The organism is Noviherbaspirillum agri (genome assembly GCF_054780595.1).
Window position 1 is genome coordinate 116,206 of sequence record NZ_BAAGWA010000002.1, and the last position, 25,204, is coordinate 141,409.

General features: G+C 57.7%; 27 protein-coding genes. 16 read left to right on the top strand and 11 right to left on the bottom strand.

Annotated features, from left to right (window positions below; genetic code table 11):
- Positions 1–51 precede the first annotated feature (51 nt).
- Positions 52–1,095 carry a phosphoribosylformylglycinamidine cyclo-ligase gene (gene purM / locus ACYVIA_RS03250; RefSeq protein ID WP_460837847.1) on the bottom strand — a complete coding sequence of 348 codons (1,044 nt, stop codon included), beginning with the start codon at positions 1,093–1,095 and terminating at the stop codon, positions 52–54.
- A gap of 253 nt (positions 1,096–1,348) precedes the next feature.
- Between purM and hda the strand changes: the two genes are divergently transcribed.
- Genes hda through panB form a run of 7 tightly spaced genes read left to right on the top strand, consistent with a single transcriptional unit; the run spans position 1,349 to position 6,367 of the window.
- Positions 1,349–2,035 (top strand): DnaA regulatory inactivator Hda, encoded by a 687-nt coding sequence (hda, locus tag ACYVIA_RS03255; protein ID WP_460837848.1) that lies wholly within the window; start codon positions 1,349–1,351, stop codon positions 2,033–2,035.
- Entirely contained in the window at positions 2,032–2,703 is a 672-nt protein-coding gene (locus ACYVIA_RS03260) for a histidinol-phosphatase (protein ID WP_460837850.1), read from the top strand. Before hda ends, ACYVIA_RS03260 begins: the two co-directional genes overlap by 4 nt.
- Complete coding sequence (gene pcnB, locus ACYVIA_RS03265) at positions 2,696–4,063, top strand: polynucleotide adenylyltransferase PcnB (protein ID WP_460837852.1); 1,368 nt, start codon at positions 2,696–2,698, stop codon at positions 4,061–4,063. The genes ACYVIA_RS03260 and pcnB overlap by 8 nt, the downstream gene beginning before the upstream one ends.
- Positions 4,060–4,545 carry a 2-amino-4-hydroxy-6-hydroxymethyldihydropteridine diphosphokinase gene (folK, locus tag ACYVIA_RS03270; protein ID WP_460837854.1) on the top strand — a complete coding sequence of 162 codons (486 nt, stop codon included), beginning with the start codon at positions 4,060–4,062 and terminating at the stop codon, positions 4,543–4,545. Before pcnB ends, folK begins: the two co-directional genes overlap by 4 nt.
- A gap of 3 nt (positions 4,546–4,548) precedes the next feature.
- Positions 4,549–4,896 carry a DMT family protein gene (locus ACYVIA_RS03275; RefSeq protein WP_460837856.1) on the top strand — a complete coding sequence of 116 codons (348 nt, stop codon included), beginning with the start codon at positions 4,549–4,551 and terminating at the stop codon, positions 4,894–4,896.
- Entirely contained in the window at positions 4,893–5,534 is a 642-nt protein-coding gene (locus ACYVIA_RS03280; protein WP_460837858.1) for a deoxynucleoside kinase, read from the top strand. The genes ACYVIA_RS03275 and ACYVIA_RS03280 overlap by 4 nt, the downstream gene beginning before the upstream one ends.
- A gap of 2 nt (positions 5,535–5,536) precedes the next feature.
- The gene (gene panB / locus ACYVIA_RS03285) at positions 5,537–6,367 is read left to right on the top strand and encodes a 3-methyl-2-oxobutanoate hydroxymethyltransferase (RefSeq protein WP_460837859.1); all 831 of its coding nucleotides are present in this window, start codon (positions 5,537–5,539) and stop codon (positions 6,365–6,367) included.
- Here the strand turns inward: panB and can are convergent.
- The 8 genes from can to ACYVIA_RS03325 all read right to left on the bottom strand — a co-directional run bounded on the left by can (position 6,364) and on the right by ACYVIA_RS03325 (position 15,984).
- Positions 6,364–7,044 (bottom strand): carbonate dehydratase, encoded by a 681-nt coding sequence (gene can / locus ACYVIA_RS03290; protein WP_460838695.1) that lies wholly within the window; start codon positions 7,042–7,044, stop codon positions 6,364–6,366. The two genes, panB and can, sit on opposite strands and share 4 nt — an antisense overlap.
- Positions 7,045–7,200: 156 nt before the next feature.
- On the bottom strand, positions 7,201–7,809 hold the full coding sequence (locus tag ACYVIA_RS03295) for a chalcone isomerase family protein (RefSeq protein WP_460837860.1): 609 nt from the start codon (positions 7,807–7,809) through the stop codon (positions 7,201–7,203).
- A gap of 194 nt (positions 7,810–8,003) precedes the next feature.
- Positions 8,004–9,140, bottom strand: coding sequence for a molecular chaperone DnaJ (dnaJ, locus tag ACYVIA_RS03300; RefSeq protein WP_460837862.1), 1,137 nt, complete (start codon positions 9,138–9,140; stop codon positions 8,004–8,006).
- A gap of 115 nt (positions 9,141–9,255) precedes the next feature.
- On the bottom strand, positions 9,256–11,202 hold the full coding sequence (dnaK, locus tag ACYVIA_RS03305) for a molecular chaperone DnaK (RefSeq protein WP_460837864.1): 1,947 nt from the start codon (positions 11,200–11,202) through the stop codon (positions 9,256–9,258).
- A gap of 103 nt (positions 11,203–11,305) precedes the next feature.
- Entirely contained in the window at positions 11,306–11,836 is a 531-nt protein-coding gene (gene grpE / locus ACYVIA_RS03310) for a nucleotide exchange factor GrpE (protein ID WP_460837865.1), read from the bottom strand.
- Between the two features lie 381 nt (positions 11,837–12,217).
- Entirely contained in the window at positions 12,218–13,324 is a 1,107-nt protein-coding gene (gene hemH / locus ACYVIA_RS03315) for a ferrochelatase (RefSeq protein ID WP_460838697.1), read from the bottom strand.
- 55 nt (positions 13,325–13,379) lie between these two features.
- Complete coding sequence (recN, locus tag ACYVIA_RS03320; RefSeq protein ID WP_460837867.1) at positions 13,380–15,029, bottom strand: DNA repair protein RecN; 1,650 nt, start codon at positions 15,027–15,029, stop codon at positions 13,380–13,382.
- A gap of 37 nt (positions 15,030–15,066) precedes the next feature.
- Positions 15,067–15,984: an NAD kinase gene (locus ACYVIA_RS03325; protein WP_460837870.1), complete on the bottom strand. Its 918-nt coding sequence runs from the start codon at positions 15,982–15,984 to the stop codon at positions 15,067–15,069.
- A 73-nt stretch (positions 15,985–16,057) separates the two neighbouring features.
- Between ACYVIA_RS03325 and ACYVIA_RS03330 the strand changes: the two genes are divergently transcribed.
- Complete coding sequence (locus tag ACYVIA_RS03330; protein ID WP_460837871.1) at positions 16,058–16,810, top strand: HAD family hydrolase; 753 nt, start codon at positions 16,058–16,060, stop codon at positions 16,808–16,810.
- A gap of 33 nt (positions 16,811–16,843) precedes the next feature.
- Positions 16,844–17,866, top strand: coding sequence for a heat-inducible transcriptional repressor HrcA (hrcA, locus tag ACYVIA_RS03335; RefSeq protein ID WP_460837875.1), 1,023 nt, complete (start codon positions 16,844–16,846; stop codon positions 17,864–17,866).
- 44 nt (positions 17,867–17,910) lie between these two features.
- Here the strand turns inward: hrcA and ACYVIA_RS03340 are convergent, their stop codons facing one another.
- Positions 17,911–18,234: a PilZ domain-containing protein gene (locus ACYVIA_RS03340; RefSeq protein WP_460837877.1), complete on the bottom strand. Its 324-nt coding sequence runs from the start codon at positions 18,232–18,234 to the stop codon at positions 17,911–17,913.
- Positions 18,235–18,355: 121 nt separating this feature from the next.
- Positions 18,356–18,787, bottom strand: a complete 432-nt coding sequence (fur, locus tag ACYVIA_RS03345; RefSeq protein WP_460838699.1) for a ferric iron uptake transcriptional regulator — start codon at positions 18,785–18,787, stop codon at positions 18,356–18,358.
- Between the two features lie 76 nt (positions 18,788–18,863).
- Between fur and ACYVIA_RS03350 the strand changes: the two genes are divergently transcribed.
- The 7 genes from ACYVIA_RS03350 (at position 18,864) to leuS (ending at position 25,178) form a co-directional block, all read left to right on the top strand.
- Entirely contained in the window at positions 18,864–19,391 is a 528-nt protein-coding gene (locus ACYVIA_RS03350; RefSeq protein ID WP_460838702.1) for an outer membrane protein assembly factor BamE, read from the top strand.
- 9 nt (positions 19,392–19,400) lie between these two features.
- Entirely contained in the window at positions 19,401–20,207 is an 807-nt protein-coding gene (dapB, locus tag ACYVIA_RS03355; protein WP_460837879.1) for a 4-hydroxy-tetrahydrodipicolinate reductase, read from the top strand.
- Between the two features lie 48 nt (positions 20,208–20,255).
- Positions 20,256–20,960 carry an energy transducer TonB gene (locus ACYVIA_RS03360; RefSeq protein ID WP_460837881.1) on the top strand — a complete coding sequence of 235 codons (705 nt, stop codon included), beginning with the start codon at positions 20,256–20,258 and terminating at the stop codon, positions 20,958–20,960.
- 16 nt (positions 20,961–20,976) lie between these two features.
- Positions 20,977–21,654: a MotA/TolQ/ExbB proton channel family protein gene (locus ACYVIA_RS03365; RefSeq protein ID WP_460837883.1), complete on the top strand. Its 678-nt coding sequence runs from the start codon at positions 20,977–20,979 to the stop codon at positions 21,652–21,654.
- A 15-nt stretch (positions 21,655–21,669) separates the two neighbouring features.
- Entirely contained in the window at positions 21,670–22,092 is a 423-nt protein-coding gene (locus tag ACYVIA_RS03370) for an ExbD/TolR family protein (protein WP_460837885.1), read from the top strand.
- A gap of 4 nt (positions 22,093–22,096) precedes the next feature.
- Positions 22,097–22,423: a barstar family protein gene (locus ACYVIA_RS03375; protein ID WP_460837887.1), complete on the top strand. Its 327-nt coding sequence runs from the start codon at positions 22,097–22,099 to the stop codon at positions 22,421–22,423.
- Positions 22,424–22,529: 106 nt separating this feature from the next.
- Positions 22,530–25,178 (top strand): leucine--tRNA ligase, encoded by a 2,649-nt coding sequence (gene leuS / locus ACYVIA_RS03380; RefSeq protein WP_460837888.1) that lies wholly within the window; start codon positions 22,530–22,532, stop codon positions 25,176–25,178.
- Positions 25,179–25,204: the final 26 nt, after the last annotated feature.

Consider the following 25,204-nt stretch of genomic DNA (forward strand, 5'->3'; position numbering starts at 1 on the left):
GGATATCCTGCGGCCGCCTCGCTGACCTTCGCGCCAGTTTACTGGTCTCGCTTAAACCACGATGGTCGGTGCTTCGTCGCCCTGGCGTTCGCGGATCTCGCCGATGCGGCTGACGGTTTCTCCTGCGGCCTTCAAGTGAGCGATTGCCGCATCTGCATTTTCCTTAGACACAATCACGACCATGCCGATGCCGCAGTTGAATACCCGATGCATCTCCGCATCTGCCACGCCACCGTGCTGCTGCAACCACGTAAACAATGGGGGCATGGTCCATGCATCTCGGTGCAGGACAGCAGTCAGGCTCTTGCCCAGCACACGCGGCACGTTTTCCACGAGGCCGCCGCCTGTGATGTGCGCCATCCCTTTGACTTCCAGCTTTTCCATTAGTGACAACAGGGGCTTCACATAAATGCGCGTCGGTTCCATCAGCACATCCGCCAGCTTGCGACCATGGAAGTCGGCATTCAGGTCGGGCTTTGCGACGGAAATGATCTTGCGTACCAGCGAATAACCGTTCGAATGCGCGCCGGAGGAAGCCAAACCGAGTACGACGTCACCCGGGACGATCTTGGTGCCATCGATGATCTTCGACTTTTCGACTGCGCCGACAGCAAAACCGGCGAGGTCATATTCACCATCCGGATACATGCTCGGCATTTCGGCCGTCTCACCACCGATCAGCGCGCAGCCAGCCTGTTCACATCCCTTGGCAATGCCTTTGATGACGTCGGTCGCGGACGGGACGTCCAGCTTGCCGCAGGCGAAATAGTCGAGGAAGAACAGCGGTTCCGCGCCCTGTACCAGGATGTCGTTGACGCTCATCGCGACCAGGTCGATGCCGACCGTATCGTGCTTGTTCAGATGGAAGGCCAATTTCAGCTTGGTGCCGACACCATCGGTGCCCGACACCAGCACCGGCTCCTTGTATTTCTTGCTGATTTCGAACAGTGCGCCGAAGCCGCCGATGCCGCCCAAGACGCCTTCGCGCATGGTGCGTTTGGCAAACGGCTTGATCGCTTCGACCAGCGCGTCGCCTGCATCGATGTCAACACCGGCGTCGCGGTAAGAAAGGGATACGTTGGAAGTGGAACTCATGATCTGAATAGTGTGAGAGGCGGTAAAATAGACAGTTTTGGCACGAATGCTGCGGGCAAGTCTGGTATTTTAACAAACCGCTCCGTTTCGCCCCCTTGCTGGTGGCTTTTTCTTTCACTCCTGTGCAAAACGGATCAGACAATGTTGCCAGCATTGCAAAAGCAGGATCAATCACAATCCGTGCTGCAGCGTGCTCGCCTTCGAAGAAGTATTTGCGCACCCAACTTTTGAATAGCAGTTTATATCGTCAGCTATGAGGCAATTAACGCTCGATCTCGGCGCCGTAAAACCACAGACGCTTGATACGTTTGTCGTCGGACGCAATGCAGAACTGTTGCAGCTGATGCGGCAATTTGCGGGCCGGACCGGGGTCAGTGCCAACGAGCGTTTTGTCTATCTGTGGGGCGAAGCGGGCGCCGGCAAATCGCATCTCCTGCATTCCTTGGCCGGACAGTCCGATGCGCGGTACATTCCGATCAGCGAGAAGGCCGACGACTACCTGTTTGTCCCGGACATCAAGCTTTACCTGGTCGATGACTGCGAACGCCTGTCGCCGGAAGCGCAGATCGCCGTTTTCAATCTCTTTAACCAGGTGCGGGAAAACGACGCCTTGCTGGTCACCGCAGGAGACAAGCCTCCCGCCAACCTGGAACTGCGCGAGGACTTGCGTACCCGCCTGGGCTGGGGCCTGATCTACCAGGTCCATGGGCTGACCGACGAGGAAAAGATCGCCGCACTGAATCAGGCGGCCTTGGCGCGCGGTATCACCGTGTCGCCCGGCGTGTTACCCTATCTCATTACCCATTTCCGCCGGGACATGCGGTCCTTGTCCGCCATGCTCGACGCACTGGACCAATATTCACTGGAAACCCAACGCCCGATCACATTACCGCTGCTGCGCAGCCTGCTGCAGATCGAAGGCGAACCGAAAGTAGAATGAATTTAGCTTTATTCGACCTGGACCATACCATCCTGCCCCTCGATTCCGATTACGAGTGGGGACAATTCCTGGTTCGCATTGGCGCTGTCGATGCCGACGCCTTTGCCAAGCGCAACGCCGACTTCTACGCACAGTACGAAGCGGGAACGCTCGACCCGGTGGAGTACCTCGAATTTGCGCTCGGCACGCTGGCGCAATTCCCGCGCAGGCAGCTCGACGCATGGCATGCGCAATTCATGGATGAAGTCATCCGCCCGGCAATCCTGCCTGTCGCGCGCGACCTGGTGAAAAAGCACCAGGATGCCGGTGACGTGGTCGCCATCATCACCGCAACCAACAAGTACGTCACTGCCCCGATTGCCGAAGCGTTCGGTGTACGCAACCTGATCGCCGCCGAGCCAGAAGTCACGCCGGATGGGGAAATCACCGGCAAGCTCCGCGGCATCCCGACCTCCGGTCCCGGCAAGGTAATCCATACGAATGAATGGCTGGGGGCGCAGGGCAAATCTCTCGACACATTCCCGCGCAGTTACTTCTATAGCGACTCGCAGAACGACATCCCGTTGCTGTCCGCCGTTACCCACCCGGTTGCGACCAATCCGAATGCCTTGCTCAAAGCACATGCGCAGGCACAAGGCTGGCCTATCCTCACTCTGTTCGATGATTAAAAAGTTTATCAAGCGCATACTCGGCACGAAGAAGAAGGCGGACAGTCACGCCAAGCCGGTCGTGCTCGGCCCGAAGGAACATGGAATCAACCCGCAGCTCCTGTCGCCGCATGCGGTGCGCGTGACGCAAACCCTGCAGGAAGCCGGCTTCAAGGCATTTGTCGTCGGCGGCGCAGTGCGCGACCTCCTCCTTGGCGTCAAGCCAAAGGATTTCGATGTCGCGACGAACGCCACACCGGAACAGGTGAAACGCCTGTTCCGACGCGCGTTCATCATCGGCAAGCGTTTTCAGATCGTACATGTGATGTTTGGGCAGGACATCATCGAGGTCACGACTTTCCGCGGCGCTTCGGCTGACAACGCCCCCAAGGACGAGCACGGTCGCGTATTGCGCGACAACACCTTCGGCGAACAGCACGAGGACGCAGCAAGGCGCGACTTCAGCATCAACGCGATGTACTACGATCCGGCAAGTCAGACAGTACTCGACTACCACCACGGCATCGAGGATATCCGCCACAAGACGCTGCGCATCATCGGCACGCCGGAAGCGCGTTATCGCGAAGATCCGGTGCGCCTGCTGCGCGTCGTGCGATTCGCCGCCAAGCTGCAGTTCACCATCGATCCGGCAACGCGTGAGCCAATTCAAGTGATGGCCCCGCTCATTAACAACGTGCCGGCTGCGCGTGTTTTTGATGAAATGCTGAAGCTGCTGATGAGCGGCCATGCCCTGGCCTGTCTGCAGCAATTGCGCACGGAAGGTTTGCACCATGGCCTCTTGCCGCTGCTGGACGTCGTGCTCGAACAGCCATTAGGCGAAAAATTCGTCACCCTTGCGCTATCCAATACCGATGAGCGCGTTCAGCAAGGCAAACCGGTATCGCCGGGCTTTCTGTTTGCGGCATTGCTGTGGCATCAGGTGCTGGAGAAGTGGAACGCATACCAGGCGGCAGGCGAATATCCAATTCCAGCGCTGCATCTTGCAGCAGACGACGTCCTCAACACACAGACAGAGAAACTGGCACTGCAGCGCCGCATTGCGACCGACATGCGAGACCTTTGGGCCATGCAACCTCGCTTCGAGCGGCGTACCGGCAAATCGCCCTACAAGCTGCTCGAGCATCCGCGTTTGCGCGCCGGCTATGACTTCCTGTTGCTGCGTTGCGAATCGGGCGAGATCGACATGGATATCGGCGACTGGTGGACCGACTTCATTGCTGCAGATGGGCCCGGACGCGAAGCCCTGCTCGCCAAGCTCCGCAAGCCTGAAGGCGAAGGCGCACCCGCGAAAAAACGCCGCCGGCGCAGCGGACGCAGCAAACACAAGAGCGCACCTGTCGAAGGCGGCAGCACGCCATGAGTAAGGTTCGGACCGCCTGCTATATCGGCATCGGCTCCAATCTTGGCGACGCGCGCGGAAACGTTCAGCGCGCGATTATCCGCCTCGGGCAGCTTCCGGAAACGCGGCTTGACGCGCACTCCAACCTGTTTCGTACGGCGCCTGTGGATGCGGGAGGCGACGACTACATCAATGCTGTCGCGCGGGTCGACACTGGTTTGAGTGTCTCCGAGATGCTGCACGCACTGCAGCAACTTGAACTCGAATTCGGACGCGAGCGGCCATTCCGCAATGCACCACGCACGCTCGATCTCGATATCCTGTTGTACGGTCAACAAACGATCAAGACCGAGAAGCTCACTGTTCCTCATCCCCGCCTCACGCAACGCGCGTTCGCGTTGATCCCCTTGCTGCAGCTTGATCCCCTACTCACGATTCCCGGACAGGGGCCTGCGCACAGCTTCGTTCCCGGTGTGGCGGGACAAGCAATTCAAAAAATCTGACGCATGCAAATCCCTGTTGCACTCCAAACGGTCGGCCTGCTGACCTTGTCGAACGTCTTCATGACAATTGCCTGGTATGGGCACCTGAAGAACATGGCAAGCAAGCCATGGTGGATTGCCGCAATCGTGAGCTGGACGATTGCCTTGTTCGAGTACATGCTGCAGGTTCCGGCCAACCGCATCGGTTACACCGAGTTCAGCCTGGCACAGCTCAAGATCATGCAGGAAGCGATCACGCTGAGCGTCTTCGTGCCGTTCGCAATGCTCTACATGAACCAGCCGTTCAAGATGGATTACGTATGGGCGGCGCTTTGCCTGGTTGGCGCTGTCTACTTCATCTTCCGCACATGAGTCTCGAGAAGTATCGCTACATCGTCGTCGAAGGCCCGATCGGCGTCGGCAAGACCAGTCTGGCGCGCAAACTTGCCGAGAACATCAACGCTCAGACGCTGCTCGAACTTCCGCAGGAAAATCCATTCCTGGACAAGTTCTACCGCGACTCTGCGCGTTATGCGCTGCCGACGCAGATGTTCTTCCTGTTCCAGCGCATGAACCAGCTGCGCGATCTGGCACAAACGGACCTGTTCAATGCTCGCATCGTGTCCGACTTCCTGCTCGAAAAGGATCCGCTCTTTGCACGCCTGACGCTGGGTGATGACGAGCTGAACCTGTATCAGCAACTTTACGATCATCTGCGTCCGCAGGCGGCACGTCCCGACCTCGTGATTTACCTGCAGGCCCAGCCCGAAACCTTGATCGACCGTGTACGCAAGCGCGGCTTGCCGACCGAGAACAGCATTTCGGAGCTCTACCTGCATCGCCTTTGTGAAAGTTACAGCCGCTTCTTTTATCATTACGACGCTGCGCCGCTGTTGATCGTCAATACCGAACGACTGAATCCGATCGAGCGCGATGAAGACTTTACCCTGCTGCTGAATCGAATCGGCAACATGCGCGGCAGACGCGAATTTTTTAATCTTGGGGAATGAATATGTCGGGCTATCTGCAAGACGCAACATCCACCGTCCGCAACAAGGCGGTGACGGTGACATCGCTGCAGGCACTGCGCAACAGCGGTGAAAAGATCACGATGCTCACCTGCTACGACGCAAGCTTCGCTGCGCTAATGGATCGCTGTGGTGTCGAAGTGCTGTTAGTCGGCGACTCGCTCGGCATGGTTTGCCAAGGCCATACATCGACACTGCCTGTGACGCTGGCAGATGTCGCATATCACACCGCGAGTGTTGCTCGCGGCAACCAGACCGCATTCCTCGTTGCCGACATGCCATTTGGCAGTTACGCCACGCCGGAAGCCGCATTCAACAATGCCGTGCAACTGATGCAGGCAGGCGCGCAAATGGTCAAGCTCGAGGGTGGTACCTGGCTGGCAGAGACCATTCGCTTCCTTACCGAGCGGGCAGTTCCTGTATGCGCTCATCTCGGCCTGACGCCACAATCCGTTCACCAGTTGGGCGGTTACAAGGTACAGGGCAAGACCGTGGAAGCCGCCGACGTGCTGAAAGCCGATGCGTTGAAGCTGCAGGCTGCGGGCGCCTCGCTGCTGGTGCTGGAAGCGATTCCGTCGGTGCTCGGCAAGGAAGTAACCGATATGCTCTCCATTCCAACCATCGGCATTGGCGCCGGGCCTGATTGCGCCGGGCAGGTTCTCGTCATGCATGACATGCTGGGCGCATTCCCAGGTCGCAAGGCACGCTTCGTGAGAAATTTCATGGAAGGCCAGACCAGCATTGAGGGCGCCGTCCGCGCCTACATTGCGGCGGTCAAGGACAAGTCCTTCCCAGCCGCTGAACACTGCTTCTAGGCAGAACTGCCGGCATTGCCTTCGTAGCGGGCGAGGCTGGCCGGCAGCTTCGCCGCCAGCTCTTCCGCGCTCCTGACTGTCAGGCCGAGGTCACGCAGCAAGCCATCCTGCAAACCATATACCCAACTGTGCACGGTCAAAGACTGGCCGCGCTCCCATGCATCCTGCACGATAGTGGTCTGGCAGACGTTAACCACTTGCTCGATCACATTGAGCTCACAGAGGCGATCCTGCCTGACTTTGGTTGGAAGCGCTTCGCCGAGATAGCGCTCGTGTTTCTGATGCACGTCCTGCACATGACGCAACCAGTTATCGGCAAGGCCGATGCGTCGCCTCGCAAGTGCCGCATGCACGCCGGAACAGCCGTAATGGCCGCAGACAATCACATGTTTTACGCCGAGCACGTCAATAGCGAACTGCAAGACCGAAAGGCAGTTCAGATCGGTGTGAACAACGACGTTGGCAATATTGCGGTGAACGAATAACTCACCCGGCAGGAGATCGACAATTTCATTGGCCGGGACTCGGCTGTCCGCACAGCCAATCCACAAGTACTCCGGCGATTGCTGGCCGGCCAGCTTCTTGAAGAAACCGGGATCCTGCCCCTCCATCGAGGCAGCCCAGTTGCGATTGTTTTGGAATAGTTGTTCCAGCGTGCCGTTGTTTTGTTCTGTCATCTGTTCGAGCCAAAGCGGGAAGAAGCAAAGCCCGGCGTGAATGACAAAGGCTGACCGCTCTATTTGAAAGATGCGGGAACGCCAGGCGCTCAGCACATTATACAGACGGCTGCCGATGCCTCCATGGAACCGGATGCACCGGGCAGAGGCATAAGGTCAGCGCTCCTCGGATTTCACGCCGAGCAGCATCGGCTTGAGTCGCGAGTCGGCCGGATGATCACCAAGCCAGATCTTCAAAATGGCATTGTAGAAAGCGATGTCCGGCAGCGGATCGATAGTCTTCTTCCCGTTGATTTGGATGACTGTTCCGACGCCGGGGATCCAATCAGTCGTCAGCACATCGCCCTTCTTCAGCTCTGGGATCGAAGCAAACAGCTCACCGAACTTCTGCAGCTGCGTGACGAGCTTGGCCTTCTCCGTCCTGTCACTGTTCTTTTGAATGCCGGACATGAAGGCGCGCCCGAAATCCTCGTTGCTGATGTCCCTGAGCGGAATAATCACAGTCCGTCGCGCTCCCGGTGCCGCCAAGACATCAGGGACCGTGGTTTTCTTTTCCGTAAGGTAGAGGCCCATGGCATAGACCTTGAAGATTGCCCTGTAGCGAATGCCGGCACCATTCAGCTTCAGTTCCTGATCGGCGAGACGTATCGTGTCGTCGAGTTTCATACCGCCCACCTCCGCTGCACCTGCTGTGTGCGCAACCAATAATGCGATCACGACAGTCAGGACGCCGAGCGTACGGGAAATGTAAGTGTGTCTCTTCATGTTGCCTCCCAGGTAGTTAGTCGACCACGAACAGAACGACCGTTTCTTATTATGCGAAGAAAGAATGGAGAAGATTTTCCACGCACATAAAAACTACCATAGAAAGGAAAAAGCCGCTTTCCGGTGGAATAGCGGCTTTTTCCTTGATTGCGCCCCGTCTTTGCAGGCCGAGAAAGATTGGAATCGATCTTCGATTATTCGAAGAATTCCTTGACCTTATCCTTCCACGACTTGCTTTGCGGGCTGTGCTTTGAACCGCCAGCAGTCATAAGCTGGTCGAATTCCTGCAACAACTCCTTCTGCCGATCCGTGAGTTTCACCGGCGTCTCGACCACTACATGGCAGAACAGATCACCCGCGTAACCTGAGCGTACGCCCTTGATACCCTTGCCGCGCAGACGGAATGTCTTGCCGGACTGGGTGCCCTCTGGAAGGCTAAACGACGCCTTCCCGCTGAGGGTGGGCACTTCGACTTCTCCACCCAATGCCGCTTTCGCAAAAGAAACCGGAATCTCGCAATGAAGATCGTCGCCATCGCGCTGGAACACCGGATGCTGCTTGATGCGAATCTCGACATACAGGTCGCCCGGCGGCCCACCATTCATGCCCGGTTCGCCGTTGCCGGAGGAGCGAATACGCATGCCGTCGTCGATACCGGCGGGAATCTTCACTTCCAGAGTCTTGTTGCGCTTGATGCGTCCTGCACCGCTGCACGATGAACATGGCGTCGGAATGATCTTGCCCGTCCCGTGGCACTTCGGACAGGTTTGCTGAATGCTGAAGAAGCCCTGCTGCATGCGGACCTGACCCTGGCCACCGCACGTAGTACAGGTGGTCGGCGAAGTCCCCGGTTTTGCACCGGAACCATGACAGGTGTCGCACTCGGTCCAGGAGGGAACACGAATGGTGGTATCGAAGCCATTCGCGGCCTGTTCGAGCGTGATCTCGAGGTTGTAGCGCAGATCCGCGCCGCGATAGACCTGCGGACCACCACGACCGCCGCGTGCGCCCTGGCCGAAGATGTCGCCGAAGATGTCGCCAAAGGCATCGGAGAAGCCTCCATAGCCGGCACCAGCACCGCCGAAGCCGCCGCCAGCCATGTTCGGATCTACACCGGCATGTCCATAGCGGTCATAAGCCTCGCGCTTGCTGGGATCGGACAGCATCTCGTAGGCTTCTTTTGCCTCCTTGAACTTTTCTTCCGCTCCCTTGCTATCCGGATTACGGTCCGGATGGTATTTCATTGCGAGCTTGCGGTACGCCTTCTTGATCTCGTCGTCCGAGGCGTTTTTCGCAACACCCAGTATCTCGTAAAAATCGCGCTTTGCCATTTTGTCGGCACCTTCTATTCAAGCGAAAACGCCGAGCCGAGGACCGCATGACGATCACTACGACTCGGCGGCTCATCGCGACCAGTAAACTCCCTGGTATCGCGACGAAGACAGATTATTTATCTTTGACTTCCTTGAAGTCGGCGTCAACGACGTCTTCCTCGTTCGCCTTCGCTTCCGAAGCGCCGGCACCCGCACCTGCTGCGCCGGCGGCACCAGCAGCACCAGCCTGCTGGGCTTGTGCATCGGCATACATCTTCTCGCCGAGCTTCTGCGCTGCAGTCGACAACGCGGCAACCTTGGCATCGATCGTATCCTTGTCGTTACCCTTGAGGGCTTCTTCCAGATCCTTGATCGCCGCTTCGATCTTCTCCTTCTCGCCGCCGTCGAGCTTGTCGCCATACTCGGTCAGCGCCTTCCGAGTCGAGTGCACCAGCGCATCACCCTGGTTGCGCGCATCGGCCAGTTCCTTCAGCTTCTTGTCTTCGTCCGCATACAGCTCGGCGTCCTTCACCATCTTCTGGATTTCCTCCTCGGTCAGACCGGAGTTGGCCTTGATGGTGATCTTGTTCTCCTTGCCGGATGCCTTGTCCTTCGCGCCAACATGAAGAATACCGTTGGCATCGATGTCAAACGTCACTTCGATCTGCGGAATGCCGCGCGGTGCCGGCGGAATGCCTTCGAGGTTGAACTCGCCGAGCAGCTTGTTACCGGTCGCCATTTCACGCTCACCCTGATACACCTTGATGGTCACAGCGGGCTGGTTGTCGTCCGCAGTCGAGAACACCTGGCTGAACTTGGTCGGAATCGTGGTGTTCTTCTGGATCATCTTGGTCATCACGCCACCAAGTGTCTCGATACCGAGCGACAGCGGGGTCACGTCCAGAAGCAGCAGGTCCTTGCGGTCGCCGGACAGCACGGAACCCTGAATCGCAGCACCGACGGCAACTGCCTCATCCGGATTGACGTCCTTGCGTGGATCCTTGCCGAAGAACTCCTTTACCTTTTCCTGCACCTTCGGCATGCGGGTCATGCCGCCAACCAAAATCACGTCCTGGATATCGGAAACCTTCACGCCGGCATCCTTGATCGCAATACGGCACGGCTCAATGGTGCGCTCGACCAGCTCCTCGACCAGTGACTCCAGTTTGGCGCGAGTCAGCTTCATGTTCAGGTGAACCGGTGCGCCATTGACCATCGCGATGTACGGCTCATTGACTTCAGTCTGCTGCGAGGACGACAGCTCGATCTTCGCGCGCTCGGCCGACGCTTTGATGCGTTGCAAGGCAATTGCGTCCTTCGACAGGTCGAGGCCGTTGATCTTCTTGAACTCGTCGATGATGTAGTCGATCAAGCGTTGGTCGAAGTCCTCACCGCCGAGGAAGGTATCACCGTTTGTCGACAGAACTTCGAACTGCATTTCGCCTTCGACATCGGCGATCTCGATGATCGAAATATCAAAGGTGCCGCCGCCGAGGTCATACACCGCGATCTTGCGATCGCCCTTGCCGCTCTTGTCGAGGCCGAATGCGAGCGCAGCCGCGGTCGGCTCGTTGATGATGCGCTTCACATCCAGGCCGGCGATGCGGCCGGCATCCTTGGTTGCCTGACGTTGTGCGTCGTTGAAGTAGGCCGGCACCGTAATGACGGCTTCTGTCACCTCTTCACCGAGATAATCTTCGGCGGTCTTCTTCATCTTGCGCAGGACTTCAGCGGATACCTGCTGTGCTGCGAGCTTCTTGTCACGTACCTGCACCCAGGCGTCGCCGTTGTCGGCCTTGACGATCTGGTAGGGCATCAGATTGATGTCCTTTTGTACTTCATTCTCAGCAAACTTGCGTCCGATCAGGCGCTTGACGGCGTACAGCGTATTTTTCGGGTTGGTCACAGCCTGACGCTTGGCCGGTGCACCGACGAGAATCTCGCCGTCTTCCTGATACGCAACCACGGACGGCGTCGTCCGGGAGCCTTCGGAGTTTTCGATGACCTTCGGCTGGCCACCTTCCATGATTGCTACGCAGGAGTTGGTGGTACCAAGGTCGATGCCAATGATCTTGCCCATAATGATGTTCCTCTTAAAGACTGGATTTCTGATGTGTTGAATATATGGAACAAAGCGCCGGTTTCAAGCACTTTTGCAGTAATTTCGTATTCTTTTCCTGTTTTTACTGTGCAACCGTCACCAGTGCTGGCCGCAACAAACGGTCAGCAATCGTGTACCCCTTCTGCAGGACGGTGACAACAGTATTGGCATCCTGTTCTGCAGGAACCATGGAAATCGCCTGATGCTTCATCGGGTCGAGCTTTTCGCCCGGTTGAGGATTGATTTCCGCCAGCCGGTTACGGTCAAAAGCCGCGTTCAACTGCTTCAGGGTCATTTCTACGCCCTCTTTCAGCGCCTCCACGGATGGCGTATCCAGTTTCAACGCCATTTCGAGGCTGTCCTTTACCGGGACCAACGCTTCTGCGAAATTCTCGATTGCGAATTTATGCGCCTTGGCAACATCTTCTTGTGCGCGCCGACGGATGTTTTCCGTATCCGCCTTAGCACGGAGAAACGCATCCTGCATTTCTGCTGCCTTGGCTTCCGCAGCCGCGAGTCTTTCTTCCAAGGAGGGCGCGGTCTGCTGTGCTTCGGTGCTTTCCGGAGCGGCCTGAGGCTGTGGCTGAGGCGGCTGCTCTACCTGCTCTTGCATTTTCTCTTGCTCTTGCATCGCAAAAACTCTCCAATAATCAAAGACTTAGTTGTAACTGCCCTTGTAAATAAGGATTCTCCCCTTTTTTTCAAGGGGAATCACTATCTTTATTGAACGGTACTTCGTCAGTGGCGGATGCGGCGTCTCCCTGCATGTCGCGAGGCGTAAATTCTTGTTACATTCTTTATGCCTCGGGCGCTTCCGTTTTCCGGCTGGCGTATTACGATGGTATTAACCATGTTGCAACTGCGTTTGTCGGTTGCAAGGAGAAACCATCATGAAACTGCCTTTGATCTCGGCAGCTATTGTTGCCTATTCATTGCTCGCTACCGCTTGGATTTGCCAGGTAAACCTGATTTCGCTGCCGTAAAGCAGGTGATCTTATTTCTCTGCGCCGAGTAGCAGTGCCTGTGCGCGTGAAATCTCCGAATCCTTCCTGATCTGCTCGCGCATTTGGACCGTCAGGACAGTCGGCCAGCCGATCATGTGCTGTTCGACGATCTCGGCAAGCGCAGTAATCCATGCCGGAGACTCATTCAGACATGGGATGTAGTGAAATTCCTTGCCTCCCGCCGTGAGGAAGTCGCGCTTGGCCTCCATCGCGATCTCTTCCAGCGTTTCCAGGCAGTCGCTCGTGAAACCTGGACAAATCACATCGACGCGGCGTGTACTCTCCTTGCCCAGCTTTTCCAGGGTAGGTGCGGTGTAGGGTTGCAGCCATTCCGCGCGGCCAAAGCGTGATTGAAATGTCACGATGTACTGCTCCGGCGCCAGCTGTAGTTGCGCAGCAAGAAGTCGTGCCGTCTTGTGGCATTCGCAGTGATACGGGTCGCCGAGCAACAAGGTCCTCTTCGGCACGCCATGGAAGCTCATGACCAGCTTGTCGGGGCGGCCGTGCACCTCCCAGTAGGAGAGCAACGATTCCTTGAGCGCGCCGATATAGGCCTCATGGTCGTGATAATGCTTCACCATGCGCAGTTCCGGCACGTTGCGCACCTTCGCGTAATGTGCGAAGACGGCATCGAAGATGGACGCAGTCGTGGTACCGGAATACTGCGGATAGGCAGGAAGGATCAGGATGCGGTCGCAGCCATCAGCCTTGAGCTTGTCGAGCACGCTTGGCAGGGAAGGATTTCCATAACGCATCGCATACGCAACGTCGACCTGGTGTCCGCGCTCCCCCAGGTAACCGCGCAACAGCAGCGCCTGCTTCTCCGTATGAATCTTTAGAGGCGACCCTTCCTGAGTCCAGATCGATGCATATTTTTCTGCCGATTTGCCGGAGCGGAAAGGCAGGATGAACCCATTCAGGATGATCGACCAGGCAGCCTTCGGGATTTCGACCACGCGTGGGTCGGACAGGAATTGCTTCAGATAGCGACGCAATGCCGGTGCTGTCGGCGCATCCGGCGTGCCGAGATTGACCAGCACCACTGCCGTACGTGGAACGGTGCCGTGTGTATAGGAGGGTTCCTTGTTGGGACGCATCGTATAAGGTTTGTTTTCTACTGCGTTATTGGGGAGGTAGGCAGCGTCCTTGGAATCAGGAAGCAAGAAGCTCTCTCGCATGCTTGCGCGTGGTCGCCGTGATCTCGAGACCGCCAAGCATACGGGCGATTTCTTCGATCCGTTCTTTGGAATCCAGCGCATCGATCCGGGACAGCGTCCTGCCATCGGCATTGCGTTTGCTGACCTGGAAGTGCTGGTTGGCCTGGCTGGCCACCTGCGGAAGATGCGTCACGCACAGGACCTGCCGGTCATGGCCGAGGCGTTTCAGCAAGCGCCCGACGACTTCGGCCACACCGCCGCCGATGCCACTGTCCACTTCATCGAAAATCAAGGTCGGCGTTGCGGTCGAACTGGACGTAATGACGGAAATAGCCAGGGAAATACGGGCCAGTTCACCGCCGGACGCCACTTTCGCGAGCGGCCGCAAGCTTGTGCCTGCATGTCCGGCGACCATGAATTCCACCTGTTCGACACCATAGCTGGCGGGCTCGCAAGGGTTCAACGCGACCTCAAAACGTCCACCTGACATGCTGAGGTCCTGCATTGCCGATGTGACCGCATCGCTCAATGCCTTCGCAGCGCGTGCACGAGCCTTCGACAGCTTCTGTGCCGCCGCCATGTACGCCGCCTTGAGCTTTTCTTCCTGCTCGCGCATTGCGTCAAGATCGGTAGCGTCCGCAAGCTGCCTCAACTGTGCCGACAGAGAGGTGTACTCCTCGGGCAAATCGTCCGGCGTGATGCGGAACTTGCGCGCAGTCGAGTGGATCGCTTCGAGCCGCGTCTCGACCTCGTGCAAGCGTTCGGGATCAAGTTCGACACGGCTGAGATAATCGTTCAGCGAATACACCGCTTCCTGCAACTGAATGCGTGCCGGTTCCAGCGCATCCACTACCGGCTTTAATGCCGCGTCGATATCCGCCAGCTTGCCAAGCTTTTGCGTCAATGCAGACAACTGGGACAGAATCGGGTTGGTGTCCGACTCGGAAATCGTATTGAGTGCCTCCTGCGCGCCCTCGATCAGACTGGCAGCATGTGAAAGACGGCTGTGCTCGTTGCTGATTTCGGTCCACTCACCAGGCTTGACTGCCAGCTTCTCCAGCTCGCCGACCTGCCATTCGAGACGCTCGCGCTCGAGCAGTACGTTTCGTGCATTTGCCTCGAATTCTTCACGTTGCTTCGCAAGTGCGCGCCACGCCTTGTAGGCCGCTGCAACTGTCTTTGCATCCTCCTGCAGGCCGGCCTGCGTGTCGAGCAGTACGCGTTGCGCATCGACCTTGAGGAGCGACTGGTGGGCGTGCTGGCCGTGGATATCAACGAGCATTTCCCCCAGCTCCCGCAACTGTGCGGCGGTCGCCGCAACGCCGTTGATGAAGGCCTTGGAACGTCCCGCGTTGTCGATCACGCGACGTAGCAGCACGGCGCCATCATCACTGCCAAATTCATGATCAGCCAGCCAGGTGTCGATCCTGCCGCCCGTCGAGAACTCGGCAGTGATATCGGTTTTGGCAGCACCTTCACGAACCGCGCTGGCATCCCCCCTTCCGCCAAGTGCAAGCGCGAGGGCATCGATCAGGATCGACTTGCCAGCGCCTGTTTCACCGGTAAAAACGGTAAAGCCGGGGGAAAAGTCGAGCTCGATCGAATCAACGATCACGAAATCGCGAATGGAAAGTGTGCGCAGCATGGTGCAATGATTGTTTCTTGTAGCGAAGACAAGCTGGTTATTTTAACTGCCCGGCCACGGACGGGTATTCATGCCAATGGAGCTTTTCGCGCAAGGTATCGTAATAGCTCCAGCCTTGTGGGTGCAGGAAGGTAATAGTATGGGCGGAACGCTTGACGACGATACGGTCATGATGCTGCAGGCTGGCAAGCGACTGCATGTCAAAATTGACACTAATGTCACGCCCGCCCATGATTTCGATGACGATCGTGCTCGCATCAGGCAATACGATAGGCCTGTTGGACAACGCATGCGGCGCGATCGGCACAAGCACGACGCCGGAAAGACTGGGATGGAGCAACGGTCCGCCGGCAGATAAGGCATAGGCAGTGGAACCTGTCGGGGTAGAAACAATCAGACCATCCGACCGCTGGTTGTACATGAAGTGTCCGTCAACCTCGACCTTCAGTTCCGCCATACCGGTTGTCGCACCGCGCGCCACAACAACGTCGTTGAACGCCAGCGCATGGAAGATCGTTTCGCCGCCACGAATCACGGAGCCTTCGAGCAGCGTCCGTTGTTCGGCTTCCAGTTTGCCGCTAAGCATATCGGCCAGGAGGGGGATCATCCCTTCCTGCGAAATGTCGGTCATGAAGCCGAGTCGGCCCTGATTGATCCCGATTAATGGAACATTGAAAGGCGCAAGCTGGCGTGCGATACCAAGCATCGTGCCGTCGCCGCCGACAACAATCGCGACGTCGGCATGCTGGCCGATTTCGGTCGGCGTCATGGCTGCGACATGCGGGAGAGACAGGTTCAGCGCAGTTTCCTTCTCGAGCACTACAGTATGTCCGGAACTGCTGAGAAAACTGACAATGTCGGACAGGGACTGTTCGATACCGGCGGCCATGTACTTGCCGACAACGGCGACAGTCTTGAAGGCGTTTGGGGTGGCAAGTGACTGGGAAGGCAACATGCTGCAGATTAGACCATAATTCAGGCGTCTGTTACAGCGCGCCGCCGTTGAAAATCGTTGATTCAGGGACCATATGTCAGTTATCAAAGCCGTTCTGTTCGACTTGGACGACACGCTCTGGCCGATCGTGCCCGTGATCGAGCGCGCGGAGAACGTGTTGCACGAGTGGTTGAAACACCACGCCCCGGAAGTTGCAGGTCGGGTGACGATCGACGGCATGCGACAACGCCGGCAGGAATTGATGGCAACGGATCCGGTATACCAGCTGGACTTGAAAGCCTTGCGTCATGCTGTGCTGCTTGAGGCTTTCCGCAAGCATGACGGGGATGTAGCAATGGCGGATATGGCAATCGACGTGTTTTCCAGAGCCCGCAACGAAGTCACGCCTTTCGATGATGTCCTCCCCGTACTCACCAGATTGCGCGAGCGCGTCGTACTGGGATCAATATCGAACGGCGTAGCAGACCTGCATGAGATCGGCATCGCCCATTTTTTCAGCGCTTCGGTCGCAGCGTATCGATTTGGGCGGGCAAAACCGGATGCGGCGATCTTCCATGCTGCGTGCGAGGCGCTTGATGTGGCGCCGCATGAAGCGGTCTATGTGGGTGACGATCCCTTGCTTGACGTGCAAGGCGCGCAAAATGCCGGTCTTCGCGCCGTCTGGATGAACCGTCCCGAGCTTGGACCAACGCGCCCCCTGCCTGAACACATACGTCCTCATGCCATCTGCACAACGCTGTTTGAACTGGAGCATTGGCTCGCAACGCAGGAAGAGTGGAATACAAAACCGGAGTTTGATCTGACTCGGGTCGGCAACAGAATCTAACATCTCGATTGGCTGCTCGCATAAAATAACCACATGCAACTCGATACTCGTGCACAAACGCTCCTCAAGGCGCTAGTCGAAAGGTATATCGCCGACGGCCAACCGGTGGGCTCGCGCGCATTGTCGAAAATATCCGGCCTGGATCTCTCGCCGGCGACCATCCGCAACATCATGGCCGACCTGGAGGAGATGGGTTTTGTCGCCAGTCCCCACACGTCCGCAGGCCGCATACCGACGCCGCGCGGCTACCGTGTGTTCGTCGATACCTTGCTGACGGTCCAGCAAATCGACGAAACAACCGTCGAATCGAAGCTGCAACCGCGCCTGCAGACCAACTCCCCGCACAAGATCATTGCCAACGCCGCGCAAGTCCTGTCATCGCTGTCACAGTTCGCCGGCGTAGTGATGACACCCAAGCACGAATCGGTATTCCAGCAAATAGAATTCCTGCGCCTGTCTGAACGGCGGATCCTGCTGGTGATCGTTGCACCGAACGGGGATGTGCAGAATCGCCTGCTGCTGACCGACGTGGATTACACGCCCGCACAACTCGTCCAGGCGGCCAACTACATCAATCAGCATTACGCAGGCTGCGGTTTCGATGAAGTACGCACTCGCCTCCAGGGCGAACTACGCCAGTTGCGTGACGACATGACTCGACTGATGCAGGCAGCTGTCGAAGCCGGCAGCGACGCCATGGCGGAAGCCGCTGATGATGTCGTCATTTCCGGCGAGCGCAACCTGTTGAGCGTGACGGATCTCGCGTCCAACATGACCTCGCTGCGCAAACTGTTTGACCTGTTTGAACAGAAGACGAGCCTGATGCAATTGCTCGATGTCTCGAGCAAGGCGAGCGGTGTACAGATCTTTATTGGCGGCGAATCACAACTGGTGCCGGTAGACGCAATGAGCGTAGTGACTGCTCCTTACGAGGTCAACGGCAAAATCGTTGGCACACTTGGCGTCATCGGGCCAACGCGCATGGCTTACGAACGCGTCATCCCGATTGTCGACATCACGGCAAAGCTGTTATCGAATGCATTGAGCCATTCCTGACCGTTCAGCACGCAGCCCTTTCAAGCGGTCGGTCGCAGGACAGGTCAAATCATCAATTCAGCGAGCGTCTTGTTGCTGGCTGAATCGATTTCGACGATCTGCAGGCCAGTACGGAATCCTTCCGTCCCCTTGAGAATGCTGTAAACGACTTTTGTTGTCGCGGTTACCCGCGCAATATTGCCATTGACAGGCGCTTCGAGCGTCACCGTACAGATCTGGCCTACTGGAAATTGATCGACAACGATCACGGAAACACCACCGAGTGAGATATCCATTGTCTTGGCGCGGTAAGTGGGTCGCCCCGGGAATGTGACTTTGGCGGGTGCCCGCAATATCTTGCGCGGGAAACTTCTGGTATCGGACTTCATTATTTCGTTCGGTATTGCGCTGCACTCTACCCGGACGCGAGTAGTTGCACTGCCGTGTTTTGCACGACAGTCTTACATCATTCTGCAGAAAGGGTGTTTAGACGAGCAATGAAAGATATGTCTAACGCGGGCGGTGCGGGCAATCCGGCTTGGTGCAGTGCCCGTAGAGTGCAAGCGCATGCTCGGCAATATTGAAACCTCGCTCCTTGGCGACTCGCTGCTGACGTTTTTCGATCTCTTCGTCGAAGAACTCTTCCACCCGACCACAATCCAGACAGACGAGATGATCATGGTGTGAGCCTTCGTTCAGCTCAAATACCGCCTTGCCCGTTTCAAAGTGATTCCGGTGCAGGAGCCCGGCTTGCTCGAACTGCGTCAGCACACGATAGACCGTTGCCAAACCGACATCCATGCTTTCGGTAAGCAGGATCTTGTACACGTCTTCAGCACTGAGATGCCGGACGGGACTGTTCTGGAAAATTTCAAGAATCTTGAGCCGGGGCAGGGTCGCTTTCAGACCGCTGGCTTTCAGCTCGGAAGGATTAGTAGGCATGTCGTTGATCGGAATAGGTATATCTGCTTTATCATATAGCGTTTTGGCCAACTTGCTCAACGAATTGAGATCCTCTATGCGAAAGCCGTTGCTGCGCTCAACCCGCCCTTTGGCCGGAACCATCTGTCTGGTCGCCGCCTGCCTTGCCGGCTGCGCGTCCAAGAATCCCCTCATCGATGAGCCGTCCGCGCCTTCCGCAAGTGCTGCAAAACCGGGCGAAAGCGGTGTCTCTACCGCCGGGCCAAGCCGTGCACGACGGGTATTTGGATTTCTGACGCCCTATCGCATTGATATTCAGCAGGGTAATTTCATTTCCCGCGAAATGGTCAACCAACTCAAGGAGGGCATGCGCACCAAAGACGGTGTCACGCCCGAGCAGGTTCGCTTCGTTCTGGGAACGCCTTTGCTGACGGATATCTTTCATGCCAACCGGTGGGATTATGTGTTCCGCCTGAAAAAGGGCAACGGCGAAATCATTTCCAGCCGCGTCACCGTCTATTTCAAGGACAACCGACTGGTCAGTATCGACGGCGGCATCCTGCCGACCGAACAGGAATATCTCGCATTGATTGCCGGTTCTACACCGGCGCAATCCAACAAATAAGTGCAAGCAATGACCCAACTGAAAATCGCCGTAGCAGGCGCCTCCGGCCGCATGGGCCGCATGCTGATCGAATCCATCCAGAATGCTGAAGATATGACGCTGGCAGGCGCACTTGATGTTGCTGCTTCGCCTGGAATCGGCACCGACGCAGCTGCTTTCCTGGGTAAACCCACCGGCGTCCCGATCGAATCCGACCTCGCCAAGGGTCTCGCGAACGCCCAGTTCCTGATCGACTTCACACGCCCCGAAGGCACATTGAAGCACCTCGAATACTGTGCTGCGCACGGTATCAAACTCATTATCGGCACCACGGGTTTCGACGATGCCGACAAAGCTGCCATTGCAGCAGCCGCACAGAAAACCGCCATTGTTTTCGCTCCCAACATGAGCGTCGGTGTAAACGTCACGATGAAGCTATTGGAGATGGCGGCGAAGAACTTTTCGCATGGCTACGACATCGAGATCATCGAAGCGCACCATCGCCACAAGGTCGATGCGCCGTCCGGTACCGCACTCAAGATGGGCGAAGTCGTTGCGGGCGCGCTCGGCCGCGACCTGAAGGATGTCGCAGTCTATGCACGTGAAGGCGTGACCGGCGAACGCGATCCCTCCTCCATCGGCTTTGCCACGATCCGCGGCGGCGACATCGTCGGCGACCACACTGTCCTGTTTGCGGGCATCGGGGAGCGCATCGAGATCACGCACAAATCGTCCAGCCGCGTCAGCTATGCGCTTGGCAGCCTGCGCGCAGCACGCTTCCTTGCGGACAAGGCAACCGGCTTATACGACATGCACGACGTGCTGGGACTGCGTTAAGCCTCAAGGACCCATTGCAGGCGCCCGCGCTCCAACACGGCGAATTGCATGAAACCTGTATCGCCATTGCCGGCTGCTGCAGCAACAATTTTGCTACATGCGGCGTTGATAGGCGTGGCGATGACGGCAATCTCGGACAACACACAGCAAGCGGCCGAAACTGTCCCGCTCGCTGTTGAGATCGTACCGACGCCACTACCGGCTCCCACGATGGCTCAGGCAGAGCCGGAGCCTCCGCCTGTTCCCCCGCCCCAAAAAAAAATTCAGCCAAAACCTCGCGAGCGCAAGCAGGCTGTGCCCAAGCCGGATCAGGCTCCCGCTCCGCGCCAGGAAAGTGCCGCGACGCCACCTTCCGATGCATCTCCTGACATAAAGCCGGAGCCATCGCAAGCGCCGCCAGCCGTGACCGCCACGGCCGTTCCGGAAGCGGTTGCACCGGGCCTCAACTCTCCAACTGCAGCAGCCAGGACGCGCGCGTCCGACGCGCATTACGCGGCAACGAACCAGCGTCCACCCTATCCTCGTCTTTCGCAAAACTACAACGAAGAAGGCACCGTATTGCTGCGTGTACTCGTGAAAGCGGACGGCACGGCCGGCGCAGTTGAAATCAAGAAGTCGAGCGGTTACCCGCTGCTCGACAAATCAGCAAGCACCACCGTCCGAACCTGGCGTTTCACTCCCGCCACTGTCAACGGCAACCCCGTGGACGAGTGGTATGAGGTTCCGATCCCGTTTAAACTTCAGGACAATTAAATTACCGCCACACACCATGAACCAGACTCTCGGATTTGCACATTACTGGGCCCAGGGCGATGCAGTGTCACATGCAGTCGCCTATCTCCTGCTGCTGATGTCGGTGGTCAGCTGGTACTACATATTCTCGAAAGCCTGGAGCTCTTTCCGCATCCGGAAAAGCGCAGGCGCCCTTGAAGGATTCTGGAAGGCCCCGACCCTGCCGGACGCCATCGCCATCGTCCGCAAAGCCGACAGCGAAAACGTCTATGCACCGCTGGCAATCCAGAGCGCCGAAGCAGCCAGCGTCACCGCACAGGCCGGCTCGCTGAACGCCACCATCGACCCGAGCGAGCTGATTACGCGCACGCTGCGCCAGGAAATCAACCGCGTGTCGTCGCGCCTGGAAAGCGGACTTACCTTGCTGGCATCGGTGGGCTCCACCGCTCCTTTCGTCGGCTTGTTCGGCACCGTCTGGGGTATTTATCATGCGCTCGTCGCCGTATCCACGACAGGCACTGTCCAGATCGACAAGGTCGCGGGGCCGGTTGGCGAGGCACTCATCATGACCGCGCTCGGACTGGTCGTCGCCATCCCCGCTGTGCTGGCTTACAACGCATTCACCCGCGTCAATCGCGTGACGCTCGCTGAGCTGGACGCATTTGCGCATGATCTGCATGCGTATTTGACCACCGGCACCCGCGTCGGCAAATAAAACCGGAGCAACCACATGGCATTCGGCGGATTCAACTACAACAAGCAGAACGCACCAATGGCGGATATCAACGTTACGCCGATGGTCGACGTGATGCTGGTCCTGCTCGTCATTTTCATTATCACCGCGCCACTCTTTACGCATGCGATCAAGCTCGACTTGCCGAATGCGCAATCAGCTGCAGCACCGCAGAAGCCTGAGACCATCTCACTCTCGATCAATGGCGAAGGCAAGATTTTCTGGAACAACGCCCCGATCGAACAAGCCGACCTCGGACCTAAACTGGCTCAGGCCGCGCAGCAAAATCCGCAACCGGAACTGCAACTTCGTGCCGACAAGGCAACACGCTACGAGGTGATCGCACAGGTCATGTCGGCAGCCCAGACCAACGGCATGACCAAGATCGGCTTTGTTACCGACGCGAAGGAAAAACAGTAATCCGATGCCTACCGTCCGACTCGACGGCCGCCAGATCGGCAACTGGGCCGCATTCCACGATGCCTGCAAGGCCGCCTTCGGCTTCCCGGATTTCTATGGCCGGAACATGGATGCCTGGATCGACTGCTTGAGCAGTCTTCGCGACGATGACGGCATGTCGTCCTTTGTGCTGGGTGCCGACGACGTGCTGGAAATTGAAGTCCCGCATTCCAGCACCCTGCGACGCCAGGCGCCGGATATCCTCGACGCCCTGGAAGAGTGCACTGCCGAAGTTAATGAGCGCTACGTCGAGAATGGCGAAAATCCCGCCCTGTCGCTTGCCCTGCGCTGACCTATTTGGTTGATTTTCCGGCGAAAATCCAATGCCGCCGCGACGCAATATGGATGGACGAACCAGTATAATGGCTGGTTTACATCCACTTTCAGCTTCATCCGTCATGCAAGAAAAATACATCCCCGGCGACGTCGAAAAAGCGGCGCAAGACCACTGGCATGCCATCGACGCGTACAAGACCGTCGAACACGCAAAGGACAAGAACGGCAAGGACAAGAAGAAGTTCTACGCCTGCTCCATGCTGCCCTACCCGTCCGGCAAGCTGCACATGGGCCACGTGCGCAACTACACGATTAACGACGTGATGTACCGCTACTTGCGGATGAACGGCTACAACGTGCTGATGCCGATGGGCTGGGATGCATTCGGCATGCCGGCGGAAAACGCGGCGATGGCCAACGGCGTGCCGCCGGCACAGTGGACCTACTCGAACATCGAGTACATGAAGAAGCAGATGCAGGCGATGGGCCTGGCGATCGACTGGTCGCGCGAGATGACCGCCTGCAAACCGGAATACTACAAGTGGAACCAGTGGATGTTCCTGAAGATGCTGGAGAAAGGCATCATCTACAAGAAGACCGGCACCGTGAACTGGGACCCGGTCGACCAGACCGTACTCGCGAACGAACAGGTGATCGACGGACGCGGATGGCGTTCCGGCGCGCTGATCGAAAAGCGCGAGATTCCGATGTACTACGCGAAGATAACGTCGTACGCGGAAGAACTGCTCGACTATGTCGACAACAAGCTGCCGGGCTGGCCGGAGCGCGTGCGCATCATGCAGTCGAACTGGATCGGCAAGTCGACCGGCGTGCGCTTCGCCTTCCCGCATGACATCAAGGATGCGTCGGGCAAGGCGATCAACGACGGCAAGCTGTGGGTGTTCACCACCCGCGCCGACACCATCATGGGCGTCACCTTCTGCGCGGTGGCGCCGGAACATGCGCTGGCCACCCATGCCGCGCAATCGAATCCGGCACTGGCCGACTTCATCGCCGAATGCAAGAAAGGCAGCGTGATCGAAGCCGACATGGCGACGATGGAAAAGAAGGGCATGCCGACCGGCCTGTTCGTCACCCATCCGCTGACCGGCAACAAGGTCGAGGTCTGGGTCGGCAACTATGTGCTGATCACCTACGGCGACGGCGCCGTAATGGGTGTGCCGGCGCATGACGAGCGCGACTTTGCATTCGCGAAGAAGTACAACCTGCCAATCGAACCGGTCATTGCCGTCGAAGGCAAGGCTTATTCGACGGACGCCTGGCAGGAATGGTATGCGGACAAGGAAAACGGCCGCTGCGTCAACTCCGGCAAGTACGACGGACTGAATTACCAGCAGGCGGTCGATGCGGTCGCGGCCGATCTGGCCGCGCAAGGCATCGGCGAAAAGAAGGTTACCTACCGCCTGCGCGACTGGGGTATTTCGCGTCAGCGCTACTGGGGCACCCCGATCCCGATCATTCACTGTGCAGACTGCGGCGATGTGCCGGTTCCGGAAAAGGACTTGCCGGTGGTGCTGCCGGAAGATTGCGTACCAGATGGAAGCGGCAATCCTCTGAACAAGCACGAAAAATTCCTGAAGTGCGACTGCCCAAAATGCGGCAAGCCGGCGCGCCGTGAAACCGACACGATGGACACCTTCGTCGATTCGTCTTGGTACTACATGCGCTACTGCTCGCCGGGCAGCAACGACGCCATGGTCGACAGCCGCAATGGCTACTGGATGCCAATGGATCAGTACATCGGCGGCATCGAACATGCGGTGCTGCATCTGTTGTACGCGCGCTTCTGGACCAAGGTCATGCGTGACTTCGGCCTGCTGAAGTTCGATGAGCCCTTCGTCAACCTGCTCACGCAGGGCATGGTGCTGAACGAAACCTATTACCGCGAAGACGCCAGCGGCAAGAAAACCTGGTTCAATCCGGCCGACGTCGAACTTTCCTTCGACGACAAGGGCCGGCCGGTATCCGCGATCCTGAAATCCGACGGCAAGCCGGTCGAACTCGGCGGTACCGAGAAAATGTCGAAGTCCAAGAACAACGGCATCGACCCGCAGGCGCAGATCGACCAGTACGGCGCCGATACCGCGCGCCTGTTCACGATGTTCGCCTCGCCGCCCGAACAGACGCTGGAATGGTCCGGTGCTGGCGTAGAAGGCGCGAACCGTTTCCTGCGCCGCGTATGGGCATTTGGCCATGCGCAGAAGGACCGCATCGCCGCGTCGAGCGACGTTGATTTCGGCGCACTGCCGGAAGCGCACAAGACGCTGCGCCGCGAGATCCACAAGATCCTGCAGCAAGCCGAGCATGACTTCAAGCGCATCCAGTACAACACCGTCGTCTCTGCCTGCATGAAGATGCTCAATACGCTGGAAGCAGCGAAGCTTGACGAATCAGCCGCGTCCAATGCGGTGATCGCGGAAAGCTATTCGATCTTCCTGCGTGTGCTGTATCCGGTTGCGCCTCACATCACCCACGTGCTGTGGCAAGAACTGGGTTTTGCAGTCGCCTTTGGTGACATCCTCGATGCACCATGGCCGCAGGTCGACTCCGCCGCGCTGGAGCAAGCCGAAATCGAACTGATGGTGCAGGTCAACGGCAAGTTGCGCGGCAGCGTGAAAGTGCCGAAGGAAGCCGACAAGGCGGCCATCGAGGCAGCAGCGCTTGCCAACGAAAACGTGAAGAAGTTCGTTGAAGGCACGCCGAAGAAGGTCATTATCGTACCCGGCAAGCTGGTCAATATCGTCGCCTGATGAACTGAATTGGATTGCAACCGGAG